Annotated in this window: 16 protein-coding genes; 15 read left to right on the forward strand and 1 reads right to left on the reverse strand. The window is 38.0% G+C overall.

What is annotated here, in order from left to right:
* The first annotated feature begins 7 nt into the window (after positions 1-7).
* Positions 8-412 (forward strand): hypothetical protein, encoded by a 405-nt coding sequence (locus tag IX38_RS11420; protein WP_131368666.1) that lies wholly within the window; start codon positions 8-10, stop codon positions 410-412.
* Positions 413-476: 64 nt separating this feature from the next.
* Here the strand turns inward: IX38_RS11420 and IX38_RS11425 are convergent, their stop codons facing one another.
* Positions 477-1667, reverse strand: a complete 1191-nt coding sequence (locus IX38_RS11425; protein ID WP_228377938.1) for an acyltransferase family protein — start codon at positions 1665-1667, stop codon at positions 477-479.
* Between the two features lie 122 nt (positions 1668-1789).
* Between IX38_RS11425 and IX38_RS11430 the strand changes: the two genes are divergently transcribed.
* The 14 genes from IX38_RS11430 to IX38_RS11490 all read left to right on the forward strand — a co-directional run bounded on the left by IX38_RS11430 (position 1790) and on the right by IX38_RS11490 (position 14444).
* Positions 1790-2848: a sensor histidine kinase gene (locus IX38_RS11430; RefSeq protein WP_034705036.1), complete on the forward strand. Its 1059-nt coding sequence runs from the start codon at positions 1790-1792 to the stop codon at positions 2846-2848.
* Positions 2845-3246, forward strand: coding sequence for a LytR/AlgR family response regulator transcription factor (locus tag IX38_RS23195; protein ID WP_228377939.1), 402 nt, complete (start codon positions 2845-2847; stop codon positions 3244-3246). Before IX38_RS11430 ends, IX38_RS23195 begins: the two co-directional genes overlap by 4 nt.
* Positions 3243-3545 (forward strand): LytR/AlgR family response regulator transcription factor, encoded by a 303-nt coding sequence (locus IX38_RS23200; protein WP_228377940.1) that lies wholly within the window; start codon positions 3243-3245, stop codon positions 3543-3545. The genes IX38_RS23195 and IX38_RS23200 overlap by 4 nt, the downstream gene beginning before the upstream one ends.
* Before the next feature lie 130 nt (positions 3546-3675).
* Entirely contained in the window at positions 3676-4158 is a 483-nt protein-coding gene (locus IX38_RS11440; protein ID WP_034705038.1) for a nuclear transport factor 2 family protein, read from the forward strand.
* Positions 4159-4463: 305 nt separating this feature from the next.
* Positions 4464-5033 carry a hypothetical protein gene (locus IX38_RS11445; protein WP_034705040.1) on the forward strand — a complete coding sequence of 190 codons (570 nt, stop codon included), beginning with the start codon at positions 4464-4466 and terminating at the stop codon, positions 5031-5033.
* 82 nt (positions 5034-5115) lie between these two features.
* On the forward strand, positions 5116-5817 hold the full coding sequence (locus IX38_RS11450) for an ABC transporter ATP-binding protein (RefSeq protein ID WP_034705042.1): 702 nt from the start codon (positions 5116-5118) through the stop codon (positions 5815-5817).
* Positions 5818-5823: 6 nt separating this feature from the next.
* A complete protein-coding gene (locus IX38_RS11455; RefSeq protein ID WP_034705044.1) occupies positions 5824-6861 on the forward strand; it encodes a hypothetical protein in 1038 nt (345 codons plus the stop codon).
* Between the two features lie 57 nt (positions 6862-6918).
* The gene (locus IX38_RS21940) at positions 6919-7365 is read left to right on the forward strand and encodes a hypothetical protein (protein WP_051884657.1); all 447 of its coding nucleotides are present in this window, start codon (positions 6919-6921) and stop codon (positions 7363-7365) included.
* Between the two features lie 203 nt (positions 7366-7568).
* Entirely contained in the window at positions 7569-9500 is a 1932-nt protein-coding gene (locus IX38_RS11465) for a type VI secretion system Vgr family protein (RefSeq protein WP_034705161.1), read from the forward strand.
* 11 nt (positions 9501-9511) lie between these two features.
* A complete protein-coding gene (locus IX38_RS11470; protein ID WP_034705045.1) occupies positions 9512-11413 on the forward strand; it encodes a polymorphic toxin type 23 domain-containing protein in 1902 nt (633 codons plus the stop codon).
* 103 nt (positions 11414-11516) lie between these two features.
* Positions 11517-12092 (forward strand): hypothetical protein, encoded by a 576-nt coding sequence (locus tag IX38_RS11475; RefSeq protein WP_131368667.1) that lies wholly within the window; start codon positions 11517-11519, stop codon positions 12090-12092.
* Between the two features lie 126 nt (positions 12093-12218).
* Positions 12219-12890: a hypothetical protein gene (locus tag IX38_RS11480; RefSeq protein ID WP_034705049.1), complete on the forward strand. Its 672-nt coding sequence runs from the start codon at positions 12219-12221 to the stop codon at positions 12888-12890.
* Positions 12891-12963: 73 nt separating this feature from the next.
* Positions 12964-13980: a hypothetical protein gene (locus IX38_RS11485; protein WP_034705050.1), complete on the forward strand. Its 1017-nt coding sequence runs from the start codon at positions 12964-12966 to the stop codon at positions 13978-13980.
* Positions 13977-14444: a DUF4280 domain-containing protein gene (locus IX38_RS11490; protein WP_034705051.1), complete on the forward strand. Its 468-nt coding sequence runs from the start codon at positions 13977-13979 to the stop codon at positions 14442-14444. The genes IX38_RS11485 and IX38_RS11490 overlap by 4 nt, the downstream gene beginning before the upstream one ends.
* The last annotated feature ends 6 nt before the right edge of the window (positions 14445-14450 follow it).

A 14450-nucleotide genomic window follows, 5' to 3' on the forward strand; every position in this document is an offset into this window, starting at 1 on the left:
AATAAAAATGAGAATTTTTCAAATCCTTATTGCTCTGATTTTTTGTATAATCGCAGCAGGCTTCGTTTTCAAATCAGCCATCCCGTATGACCTCAGATGGCCTTTATTGGGAATATTGATCGGAATCAGTGTATTGATACTGAAAAAAATGGCAGGTTTAAAAATATTCTATTTTGAAAATAGCGGATTTGTTTTTACTATCAAATATTACCATCCCGCAAAAAAAGGCATTATATTTCCTTTGATTGAATATCCTGTTGACACAGTAAGGACATTTAAGATTGAGCGGTCATTCTTTACCAATACCATTATTATCGATGTGAGCTCCAAAGAAAAATCCCGTCAGATCAGGATAAAAGTTGCTGACATCAATGATGGAGATTATTATAAAATGGCGAACTCTCTTAAATAACAGGTCAGCATTTTTACATTGATGATAAAAATCAAGGACAACTTTTACCGGTGATTTCATTCAATCAATGGTCGATTTTTCGGTTTAAAAACCTGTACTTAAGCTTTGAGGAAGGATTTTCAATCATAACCCGATACAGCAAACCTCCGGTAATGCATCCCGCCAGGCAGATCAAAAGGCTCACGTTGCCCGAAACTTCCATTCCAAGTTGCCCAAGAGCATATTGAATCATATGGATAATTCCTTTATGTGAAAGATAAATGGCATAGGAAAGTCCCGCAATCTGCGCCGTAACATAGGATTTCGACCTGAAAAGAAATGAAGATCCGGAAATAGATGACATCAGAATAATCCCATAACTTACCGCGACAAAAGTAAATCCAAAAATGGACGCTTCCTCAGAAACCTGGTCATTACAGATCCAAAATGAAATCCCAAGCAGAACGATTCCAAGAATGAAAAGTGTATTCCCATGATGATGAACTATATTTTTAAACCGCAGTGAATACTGCATTAAATAACTCACTGTAACCCCCACAGCCAGACCATCCAGGCGTGTATGCGTGGGATAATACATGTTCATATACCATACTTTCCAGAAATCTTCGGTATCCAGAACAGGAACAATAACGTCTTTCCATATGATCAATCTGGCTGTAAGAGAAAATACAATAAGAAAAGCAGCAAAAAAGGCTGTATATCTGAAGACTCTTGCTTTCACAGCAGCCAAAAGCATTAAAGGAAGAAAAAGATAAAACTGCTCCTCGATACATAAAGACCATGCATGCGAAAATGTTCCCCGGTTAATGACATCAAGTCCGTAATTTTGGGTAAAAGTAATAAACTTCCACAAAGAAGACAAAGCTTCTCTTTCCCTGAAAAACGGAAATAAAAAATACAGGGCCAAAGTGAAAAAGTACGGCGGAATGATCCTGAAAAAACGCTTGGTAAAAAATGTTTTTAAACTGATGCTTCCATTTTTTTCAATTTCTTTAAACAGCTGTCCTGATATTAAAAATCCGCTCAACACAAAGAAAAGATCTACTCCCGTCCATCCGAATTTCCCTATGGCATCAATCCAGCCAGGATGTTCAAACGCGCGGTAATGATACATTAAAACCAATAAAATGGCTAAAGCTCGTAAATGATCCAATCCGTAAAGTCTTTCAGAAGAATAATGATCTGCAGGCATCTTTTTTTCTGCAAATCTTGTAAAAAAGATCAGTCTTTTTGTGCGGTCATGACGGATAACCATAATCAGAATGTTAACGGTACAATCTGTTGTCTGAACAGGAAACAAAGCTTTCCGTCACGAATTGGCTTCTTTTTATCAAAAAATGACAGGCTGTACTTCAGGATTTTATATTTTTGAAGACTATGAAATTCGGACCGGAAAACAATCTCAAGCAGAATATCTATTTTCAGCTGCTCTTTTGGACGGCTTTATTTTTATTTGGAACTGCAAGAAATTACGGTGAATATGATGGAGAAATATCTTCGCAGATGATCATTTATAACTTCTGTCACTGGATATTTCAGATCGCGGGCGCCAATTTCATTTATTTCATTCTTATCCGGAATTTTTTTGACCGGAAAAATTATCTCAGATTTTCGCTGTATCTTATTTTCAGCCTGTATATCATTTCGGTGGCCAACAGGATATTCCTTGTATACCTTGCAGAACCTTTTTTCATCAGCCTTCCTAAAGACAGCTTCTACAGTATTTTTACAGATATGGGTTATCTTTGGAATCACTATACTTTTACAATCATCAGTGGGGCTTTTATTTTTATCTCGGTGATGTTTGTCATCCGGTATAAAGAGGAAAAAGAAAACACGGCAAAACTGCAGAAAGAAAAAGCCGAGCTTGAATTAAAGTCCCTGAAATCCCAGCTTAACCCCCACTTTCTGTTCAATACTTTGAACAATATTTATTCCCTTTCACTCAGCAATTCCGGGAAAACCTCCGAATCCATCAGCCGGCTCTCGGATATTTTGGATTACATCCTATACAAAGGTCCTGAAAATGAGGTTTCCCTATCTGAAGAACTCGCTGTAATTGATCATTATATCGCACTGGAAAGCCTAAGATACCGTGAAGGAAGATTGAAGATCGACAGAACAGCCGTCTTACATTCCCCCGCTTCCATTCCCCCGCTGCTTTACCTTACACTGGTGGAAAATGCTTTTAAACACGGGGCCGGAAAGACTTCGGGCCGGACCGGGATAAAAATTGATGTTTCCACAGATGAATCATATTCAGTGTTCAGGATTGAAAATACATTTGAAGATGATGAAAATAGTGATCCCGGAGGAATTGGGCTGAAAAATATAGACAGACAGCTCCGGCTTCGGTACCAGGATGATTTTATATTCAAAGTTTCAAAAGAAAACAATATTTTTAAAGTCGAAATAAAAACACCGACAACCTTATGATCAACTGTATCATTGTAGATGACGAACCTCTGGCAGCAGCTCTGCTGGAAAAACATATTTCCAGGATCGGGCATTTAAAACTGGCCGGAAAAGCTGAAAATGCAATGAATGCCTATCAACTTCTGCAGACAAAATCTGTAGACCTTATGTTCCTGGATATCCGGATGCCTCATTTAACCGGAATTGATTTTCTGAGGTCACTTCCACAGAAACCGCCGACTATTTTTACAACAGCCTACCGGGATTTTGCCATAGAAGGTTTTGAGCTCGAAGCCGTGGATTATCTTCTGAAGCCCATTACTTTTGAACGGTTTTTCAAATCTGTGGAGCGGGTTCTAAGAAACAGGACTGATTCAAAAAATGGGAAGACTTTATCATCATCAAAACGGAAGGAATGAACCGCAAGGTCTTCATTCAGGAAATTGTTTATTTTGAAAGCCGGGGAAATGATGTCAAAATGGTTTTAGCCAGCAGTGAAAGCATTATATCAAAGAGTACAATAACAGACGTGGAAGCCCTTCTGTCAGGGAAAAATTTTGTAAGGATCCACCGTTCATTTATAATCAACGCTCAATTTGTCACCGCTTTTAACAGCAATGAAGTCCTGTTGGGTATTCATCATATTCCTGTAGGCAGAAGCTATAAAAATGAGTTTAATGCTTTTGTAACAAGGATTTCCAAAGGCTCTGTGAATTGATTCGTTATTATCAAGCAAAAAATAAACTTTATCTCTCATAACCTTTAAAACTTAATTGGTTTATCTTTGAGTAAACTGAAAAGCAAATAACAGGCTTTTTGAAATTTATTTAATTGATAAACCTTAAAACATGAACAACACATTCATTATTCGTTTATTTTCAATCATATTATGCTGTTCGATTGGGACGCTATTTTTCTCCCAATCAAAAGCCTATACACCCGTTTCAAAGGAACTCTACGACACCATAATGAAGAAAGACAGCATTCTCTTTGGAGCAGCCAATTCAGGAAATATCGATAAACTGAAGACTTTCTTTACTGAGGATCTGGAGTTCTTCCATGACGTTGGCGGTCTGGCAAACTATCAGGAAACTGTTGACAATTTCAGCAGAGTTGCTAAAAATTACTCCTATACCCGAAGAGTTTTAGTTCCTGAATCTGTCGAAGTATATCCTATTAAAGATTATGGAGCTGTACAAACCGGGATACATCAATTTTGCCGACTGGAAAACGGCTCTCTGATCAATTGCGGAACATTTAAGTTTGTTCACGTCTGGAAAAAGACTCCTGATGGATGGAAAATTTCAAGAGTGGTGAGCTACGGACATTAATTGTATAGTCTGGAAATTTTTAATTCAAAAGATTTAGTGTCTGTGAATTAACACCTTACATCAATAAAAAAACATATTAAATCAACTTAACATGTTTGGACATTCAACAGATATACTCTGCAAAACATCTGCAAATAGATATTTTGCAAACCATACGACATGCAACGTTATGCATAATATCAGCAGGGCCTCCATTACAGATATTAAAAAAAAGTATTACTTTTGCCTGAAGTAATAAAATTGTTTGAAAACTTTTTATTAGTAATTTTAAGACACAAATTTATAAAACATTAAAATCCCTCCACATGAGAAAAATAATTCTACTCATTACATGCATGTTCGGCATTTCAGTTTTCTCGCAGATCAAAGTGCTAAAAAATGAAAGCTTGGTGGAAATTGGCAAAGATAATTCCGTAGGTTTATATAAAAAAGAGGACAAATTTACCATCAACTACCAGGATCTTAATACAAGTAACCTGAATACCATCAGGTCTTTTTCATTCCAGAATCTGGACAGCGACGTATCCGGTCTGTATCAACTGATCATGGACGGCTTTATATCTCCTCCGGACGAAAATATACTTCTGGAGCTTCCTAATGATATCATTGAACTTCATTACGAGAAAAATTACGGCCAGCCCACTGTACAGTTTATCCAGTATATCAATAAAAACCGCAAGTATGTTGGTAAATCACAGTTTTTAACCAGAAAACAAGTAGATAAAATATTTGGAAAAATGAACGGAAAAGCCGCGATGTATGAAAAGCCGGCTACCATGCACCAGATCAATGGTGCAAAATCTTCCTCAAATCAGGCATCCACTGCTGCCCCAGCCTCAAACAGCAGCAGTAAAAACAAGAAACCCAGAAAATAATCATATTATTTTTCAATATTACTGAACTCATTCATCCGGATGAGTTTTTTATTTTTTACTTTTGCAGAAAGACTTACTTATTATGCCGCTTCAGATAATCAATTTAACCAAAAAATTTGGCGAACAGACCGCACTAGACAACATCAATATTTCTATTGATAAAAATGAGATCATTGGTCTTTTGGGTCCGAACGGAGCCGGAAAATCCACACTGATGAAATCTATTGTCGGGGCACTGAAAATTGATCAGGGCGAAATCATCTTTAACGGAATGAATATCTCCGAAAACGAGATCGAAAGCAAGAAAAAAATAGGTTTTCTTCCCGAAAACAATCCGCTGTATCTGGAAATGTATGTCAGAGAATACCTCCAGTTTGTGGCCAATATCCATCAGATTTCCTCAGCCAGGGTAGATGAGGTGATCGGGCTGGTAGGAATTACTCCTGAGAAATCAAAAAAAATCGGACAGCTGTCTAAAGGATACAAACAGAGAGTCGGGCTGGCACAGGCCATTATTCACCAGCCGGATCTGCTGATCCTGGATGAGCCTACCAATGGGCTGGATCCTAACCAGATCATTGAGATAAGAAATGTAGTGAAAGAGATCGGGCAACAGAAAACAGTACTTCTGTCTACCCACATTATGCAGGAAGTGGAAGCACTTTGCTCACGGGTCATCCTGATCCACAAAGGAAACATTCTTCAGGACTGCCCTATCGATGAATTTAAAGGCAGATTCAACAGCCTGGAAGAAGCTTTTGCAAGTTACACGGCTGTTTCTTAATTATTCATGGAAATACACATCACTCACGGACAGGGCATTATCAAAGCTCTGTACGATGGTTTTGCCAGCTGCTTAATCATCAGGCGACCTGTGGCCGTCAACTGGCCGGACTCGCGTGGAAGTGTGGGTGAATACTATGCCGTGTCTGAACTTTCTGAACAGGAAAAAATAAGGTTGACTGACGACCTTAACCGCTCGCTCACCGACGGAACAGAAGCTGAAATCATAGCGGGCATTGAGGATTTTCTCAAGCTTTTTGAAAATGGTACCTACCAAGTCAATCTGGGTACAATATCGTCCGCCAATTCCAGTTTTTATATGAGCAGAACTCCACCTGCTGATCAAAATACGGATCAACAAAAATTTTCCGGCTGGTTCTACCCTTTTGATGATTTTAATTATCTGTATACGCTGGAAAGTAAAAGTATTGATCCTGCAAGAACAGAATTCTACATCGATCTTATCAGAAAAGGAGCCCGCCCTAAGCCGATCATATTTTACAGTCTTTACCATCTGGATCCGATGTTGAGCTCTGCTTTTGTATTAGACGGGCATCACAAAATTGAAGCTTATACCAGGCTGAAAATGGATATCCCAGCCGTTTTTATTGTAAAAGACAATAATGACTACAGTTCTGCCTCGGAAATCATGCACGGAGCCCACTATCTGCTTCAGGATATTGAGTTTGAACATCTTTTTCAGAACAATGACGAAAATCTGCAGCATATCAATTTCCTTAATGATAAAGTGCTGACCAATGCCCTGGATAAAATACTGAGAGAATCGGAAAGAATTGACATCCCGGTTATTGAAGTTCTGATCAGACATCATCAATCCGGACTGCCGGAAGACAGGATATGGCTCAACAAACGTCTTGAGTCTTTAGCAGAAAATGTACACCTCAGCTTTTTTAATTTCAGAAAAGGGCTGAACGTCTATTTCCCCAAATACATTGAAGATTATAAATCCAATACCTGGTTTCTGAAAACTCTCAGAAATACAATGGAACTGAATACATGGATCAATGAGACGGTTTTAAGATAAGCATCAAATGGCTTCATTTTTGATTGGGTTACAATCTAACCAATACTCTATACGACCATGATTAAAAAGATTTTATTAGGAGCCTTTTGTACGGCTCAGTTTTCTTTAGCCTACGCGATCGAAAAACCGGCTTTAATGCTGAATACCGTTCATGTTTCTAACGATATACAGCCTTTCCAGAAGGTCCCGAAAACAGTGATCATCAAAACGAAAAAATTCAAAATCAGGATCGATAAACAGCCTAACGGAAAATATCTTTACCAGTCATGGGCTGCCAATGCCAGAATCACTTCAAAGCCAAGTATGATCATCAGTGATGGTGAGCTGATCCCGGACGGTTCGGGAGGCAATTATTACTTCAACTTTGTCAATGAAGGTCACACTTATCAGGTATGGAGAAATTACCTTACCGATTCTGCTTCCAAAGCTCCTTACACTTTAACGGTAAATGACGAAAATGATCATGAAATTGTACGTCAGGATGCCTATGTAGTGAAGCAATAATATATTTCTGTAATTTATCCGAAGCTCAGCTAAATCGTATGGTTAAATAACTGTTCGCAGAATTCCTATGCCTATACGAGATCATCAATTTAAAAATATCATATCCTGATTGAAATATCGTAGTTTTACTACAAATTTTTAACTTTATAGACTATTTGTTTTTCAGGGGATAAAATATTTCTATATTTAATGAAATAATGGTAATGAAAAAAAATAGTTCGAATTCAGAAAAAATCTCGGAGAACGATATTGTGGGCATTAACCGTGTTGTAAAGCTTGATATCGTTATAGACGGCCACATTATCAAACATTTTAAACATTTCCGGTTGCTGCAGAGTGCACAGAAGCACCACGATTTTGAGCTGACTCTGGCCCATGATTCTGTGGGGAAAACTCAGAATCATAATCTTTCGGAGACTCAAAAGTTTTTAGGACAGCGTTTAACGGTAACATTCAGGTATAAGGATTCGGAAAATGAAAGCCCGGAGAGAAGTTTTGTAGGGATTATTACGAAGGTAGCCTTCAGCCAGGATAAGATGAGTCTCGGGAATATTATTTTGAAGGGTAAAAGCCCTACCATCCTGATGGATTCTGCTCCCCATACCCAAAGTTTCGGAGGAGACCAGTCCGTGAATACAGGAATCATTGCCGAACGCGTCATCAAAGAGACTTTGGGTTCCGGCAAATTTGACTTTAAAGTAGACAGCCGCAATAAAAGTTATATTAATTACAGTGCCCAGTATAACGAAACCCATTACAATTATCTGGCACGAATTGCTGAAGCGTATGGAGAACAGTTCTATTATGACGGATATGTTCTGCGGTTCGGAAGCCTTCCCCCGGCAGAAAAGCCTATACAGCTTATTTACGGAAGCAACGTAACCAATATACAGGTTGAAATGAATGCAGTGCATACCAAACCTCAGTTTTTTGGATATGACAGCGTCAATCATGCTAAGATGTTGAGTGCCTCTGCAAGTGTTAAGCATTTGGGAGAATTAGCTTCAAAAGCTTACCAGATGAATGACAATATCTTTACGAGCCAGTCTCTGACCCCCGCCCCCATCAATGCCAATATTTCAATAGATGTGGACGAATCCCAGAAAAGCGCAGCCGGAAATGCAGCAGTACAGGTATTGACTGTTTCCGGTGATACTACCGTTCCTTTTCTATACCCGGGATGTACTGCGGATATTCAGATGAGAAAGCCTGATACGAACGAAACATCACACTTTACAAAATTAATGATCACGGAGGCTTGCCATGAAGTGGATGCAAGAGGTTATTATACAGGTTCGTTTGAAGCCATAGCTGAAGGAACCGGCTTTATGCCAAAGCATGATTTTAAAATGCCCAATGCGGAACCTCAGATCGCCACAGTTGTTTCCAACACCGACCCTCTGAATCAGGGACGCGTACAGGTGCAGTTTGACTGGCAGCAGAACAATACCACCCACTTCATCCGTATGATGAGTCCCGATGCCGGAGGTACGGATCAGATCTCTCAGAACAGAGGATTTGTGGCGGTTCCCGAAGTTGGCGACCAGGTTATGGTTGGTTTTGAATACCATCATCCCGATTTTCCTTTCGCTATGGGAGGAATGTTTCATGGCAAAGTAGGTTTAGGCGGAGGAATAGACAATCATATTAAATCCATCCAGACCCGGAGCGGAAATAAAGTGATCTTCAATGACACGGAAGGAAGCATCTTTATTGAGGATCCGAGCGGCAATTCTTATTTTATGGATGGCAAAGGCAATATTACCGTAAGCGCACCAAAAAACATGATCTTCAATGCCGGAGAAAACATGATGATCAATGTGGGCCAGAACATGAGCACCACAGTAGGGGCCGACCAAAGCAATATAGTCGGCATGAACAAAACAGAATCGGTTACCATGAATGACACGCAAAGCGTAGGAGCTATGAAAATAACATCCGTTATTGGTGATGCAAGTATGATGATCACCGGAAAGCTGACAGAAATTATAGACGGGGATGTACACAGTGAGACGAAGAAAGAAAGAAATGAGGTAAGTGAAGGGAAAATCGTAACGCAAAGTACCGGAACCAATGAACAGCATTCCGATAAAACAGTAAAGAATAACAGCTCAGAGAAAAGTAATAATTTTTAAATCATTACACGATGAGCAGAACAAGGATTGTAAAAGGGAATATCACCAAAGTTATCGGGGGAGATTATAAAAGATACTCGAAAGACGAGATTGAAAACACCGGAAGCAAGGTTATTCAGATAGGGAAAGAAGGCGGAGTGATTTATGGGGATCCGGAAAAATTTGTTTCACAGATTATTGAAAGTGAATATAAGCTGGAAAGCACTTATGTTCATGACCATATTAAAGGGGTGGCATCAGAAATGATTTCAAAATTTAATGGAGACAACACGGGAATTATATACAAGCTCTATAAAGATATTGCTGACGGTAAAATTACAAATCCGCCTATTATTGTAGCTAAAAACGGAAAATCTTCCAACGCTTTTTATGATGAGGAGAGTAAGAGTATTCTTATCTGGGACGTGCTTCTGCTGGATATTGAAAAAAATAATGATAGAAAAATAAAATTAATCGGGGCACTTGCCAAAGCATATGGGGAATATATCAACACTATTTTAAAAGAAAGTGCAATCCCAAAAGATGATTTGGAAACCTATGATTATGATCTTTTTAAGTTTGATGCACCGGGAGAATCTACTGTAACAATTGCGAAACTGGAATCTCCTTTATACAAAGGGAATCTGGATATCAGCTTTCCAGAACAAGAGACCGAAACCCCGCCTCCTTCCGACAAACAGTATTTTGGAGAAAGAGAGAAAGAAAGAGGAGGTCCGAATGCCGGAAATTCTGATGAATATTATAATGAAGAGGCTGCCCCGGACAGCAGCCCAGAAGGGGGACCGGGAGACCCGCCGTTCAATATCGGGTTGAAATTCAGTTTTAGTTTGGGAGGTGGATTCTCAGCAAGTTTATACGCCGGAATTTCCAAACAAATTAAAATGAATAATTTCGGCATTATGCCAAGCTTTAACGCTGCTTTAACCTACTATGGATATGGAACTCCGGGCACTTCTCCGATGAGCCGGAATTTAGTTACATTAAGTGGAACGCCTGCGATTACATTAGGCTATAAAACAGGAAACGAGCTGAACATGAATCTGTTTAACAGTTTCTCAGGATCTGGTGTTAATAACCCTTACGAATATGCCTTTACTTTAGGATCAACCGGGATTTTAAGCTCTGGAAAAGTGACTCATAATTATGACAAAAACGGAATCAGAGTAAAAGATCAGTATAACTCACGGGATAGGACCAACCGGCATCAGATTTTAGGAGGAGCTTCTATAAAAATAGGTAATTTTATGATTTCTTCTTATAATGATATTTATAAGCCCCCTTTATTTTTTGGAATGGATTCCGACCAGTATTGGTCCGCAGGAGTAAATATGCAGGCTAAGATTACTGATAAGATCAATATGGCCTATGCTTTTGATTTATATTACGGAAAATCTAATAATGAGCAGCCTTATAATCATGATAAATTAATTGACGGACAGAATTATGACACCCAAACCCTGTTTGATGTATTACTAAACAGAGGGCAAGAAACATTTTCTTTTACAGATGCCAACGGAAACCTGAACAGGAAAACGCGGTTTGGATATGGCACTTTCTGGCCTTCCAATAATATGCACAATGCTATAGACTTCCCAAGTGAACCCAAAAAACCAAAAGAGCCTGTTGAAAGTAAATACAATGACCGTAAAAAGTATGATGAAGCCAGAATTAAATATGAAAAAGAGGTTGAGACCTATAATAGGGATATGGTAGATTATAAAATAAGTCTAAGGTTAAAGCCTAATTCTACTTTTCATCATCTATTTGTAACCTACAAGGAAGGGTCCAGAAAACCTGATTTTGAAAGACTGAAGAAATATCTGGAAGCAGATATACCCCAAAAGGAATCGCAGGAATTTTATAAGTTAGAGTATCAAAATGAGAATAAAAAAATTGAAAACGATAATAAATAAAATAGTTATTCTAATTCTTATTATATTTTGTTTTGAAAGCTGTAGCAGCCAAAATAGAAAACAACAGTATAAAGAGAAAAGAAACCTGGCTTTTAAAGAATATATGACCGCTCAAAAAATTCCATTTAAAGAATTAAATGACAGTATTTTCAGTGCTCATTATGGTGATTTTTTGAATTACGAGAAAAAAATAAAGCTGGAATCTAATCCTTATCTGAAAATAAATAAAGTGTATGTTCATTACAGAACTCCTGCCTCGGTAGAGTTTATCATCTATTCAGATAAAGAAACATTCTGTATCAGTACTTCGGATTTGGATATAGACGGCAAAGTATTAAGTTTCCCGGAAAATGGGATAATAAAAGTATTACAACCAATTACAGTCGAAGATTTTGGAGATTTTGAGGTAACCGGTAATATTATTAAAACAAGAAAAAGACATACAACACCTTTTAACCAATGGTATGATTATGTAAGCGGCACCATAAAAAATGACACCATCTATTTTACAGAGAAATTCATAGGAAAAGAAAAAACATTTGAGAAAAAAACATTTGCTAAAACAAAAAAAACCGATTTTAAAGAAGTATACCAACCTGGTTTAAAAACAAGAAAATACACCAATGGAGCCGGCCTTATTTCCTATGAAGTTACAGGCGAGTTTAATGTAGAAAAATAATTCATTGTTATAAAATCAGTCTTATATTGAATCCTAATCAGATTTTTATTTATTTCCGAAATTTATTTTGACAGCAAGCCTCATTTGAAGAAAGAAAAAAACAGTAAATAATTATTAAAACAAAAAATGAACAAAGTCACCAATCAAATAAAATATTTTTCAAAACTATCTGCGGTATTTCTCGGCAGTTTACTGAAGATTTATGGAATAGGAATTCTTTCCACAGTGATTACGTTTGTGCTGGGAATTTATATTTTATCTAATAGCTTCGGAAGTTCTTTGGGACATAGTGGCGCTTACATGTTCATCGTTGCTGCGGTAACTGTGAAGCCCGTTTCATCCGTCATTTTCTTTTTGCTGATGATTGCCGCTCCGTTTCTGATTGGTGTTTTTTCCACGAAATATGCTATGGCCAATGTTATCAGCAGACTGGTGCAGGATCATTCGGAAACTCTTTTGGTTCCCGCAATTGATAAGATCATGAACAAATTCAAAAGCGGACAGCCCACTGTTATCAGGAACAGCGCAGATTATGCAATGGTTAAAATCAAGCTGTTGAATGAATTTAAAAACAGCTCGGAGAATAAAATATTAAAACGTATTTTAACTTATGCCTTAAAAAAACTGAGCTTTGATGAATTGGATTTGAAGAATGAAAATGCCAGTTTTTATGATATCGTTAAAACCAAACTAATTGAAAAACTTCACGAGCTGGCGGAGCCTTCTGCCATGATTTTTTATATCTACATAGGTTTGCAGTGGTTGAGTTTGGGATTAATGTACTTTTTAAAAATATAAAGATTTTATAAACGCTCCTCTGAAATTTAACAAAAAAAATTCTGCAAGTAATTTAATCTTCGGAATAATAAATATGAAAGATTCTGCCACAAAAGAATATATAAAATTAAAAACAGAAGACCTTCTTGATCTGGAAGCTCTCTGTGCTGAGTATGGCATGACGGCAGAAGAACTGGTGGACTTCCATAACAGGCATTGCAGCATCTCAGAATTACTAAGTGCTTCACTGCCTAAGTACGTGGAATACATTTATATTCCTTCGGATAAATTTAAGGCCAGAGACAACAGGCTTCTGAAAAGCACTGTACTGGAAATACCGGCAGGATCCAGCGACAAAGTATACGGTGTGATCATCAGATTTCTGCCAAAAAATCTACAGATCCATTATAAAACAAACATAAGGAGAACTCCTGCGTGCATTGAACTGAGCAAAGAAAAAACCTACGTAAACAATCAGGGAATTGATAAAATAATAGAACAGCTGTTTGAAAAAGCAGAGCAGGTTTTATATCCGCTGCAAATAGATGCCGGCAGCAATGGCTCCATGCAAAGAATCCTGAATAAGGAAGACATCTCCCAGCGCTGGAAGACCGAATGCTTTCCAAAACTGAAAGAATACTACCAGTCGGAAACTACGGACCGCATATTAGAACAATTAGATCAGGCATATGCTGATATTGATTTAAAGAAAGACCTGTTCAACAGAAATATATTTTACAAGCTTTTTTTTCTACCTGTTTATAAAGGGTACCCGAAATTTTTCAGCAAGGATTTTTTGCAGATTTACTTTTCAGGCCTGTCCAGGGATGCCCGGTATGAGATAGAATATTCATTAAACAAAGAATATACAAGAGGAAATAAAATAGTATTAAGAATAACAGGAACCGAAGAAGAAGATGCATTCAACAGGAACAAACCTAAAGGTAAGGTCGATCTCCTGTATAAGTTTGAGCGGGAAACCAGAGAAATATTTTCAATCAGCGGCACACTCTCAACTTTTGATAAGGGCAAAGAATATGAGATTGATTTTCAGGTTTATGAACAGATAAAAAATCAGTCAGTTTTAAAACACCAAAAGAACACGAAATGAGCGAAAAACATTTAGTCTGCCAAGGTGCTGCCTGTAGGTGTAACTTCGGCACAGCTCCGGATAAGCTTCAGGTAAAGACACAAAGTAAGCGCTACATCAATGATAATTCCGGCAGTAAAAAACTGATGGCTACCCATATGGATATTGGCAAAACTTTCGAGAAAAACACTTTCGGAAGCTGCTCCAAAATGAATAATAATCCATGCCAGGTTACTGTGACGCAATGGAGCGGTTTCTATGACAAAATAACGCTACAGGACAATAACGGCAAAGCCTTACTGGAAGACAGCAAAGCAACCTGCCCCATTGGAAGTCCTGACTGCATTACCATCATCAATCACGGGCAGACAGCTGAAGCTACCGCACAAAATGTGAACAATGCAGATGAAGAAGTTCTGGCCGAACTCCTACCCTTTGTAAATATAAAACGCGGAACAAAAAAATATATTCCCATCAATAAATAAAGTCCT

Origin of the sequence: Chryseobacterium luteum, from assembly GCF_000737785.1 — a bacterium.
GTDB lineage: Bacteria > Bacteroidota > Bacteroidia > Flavobacteriales > Weeksellaceae > Chryseobacterium > Chryseobacterium luteum.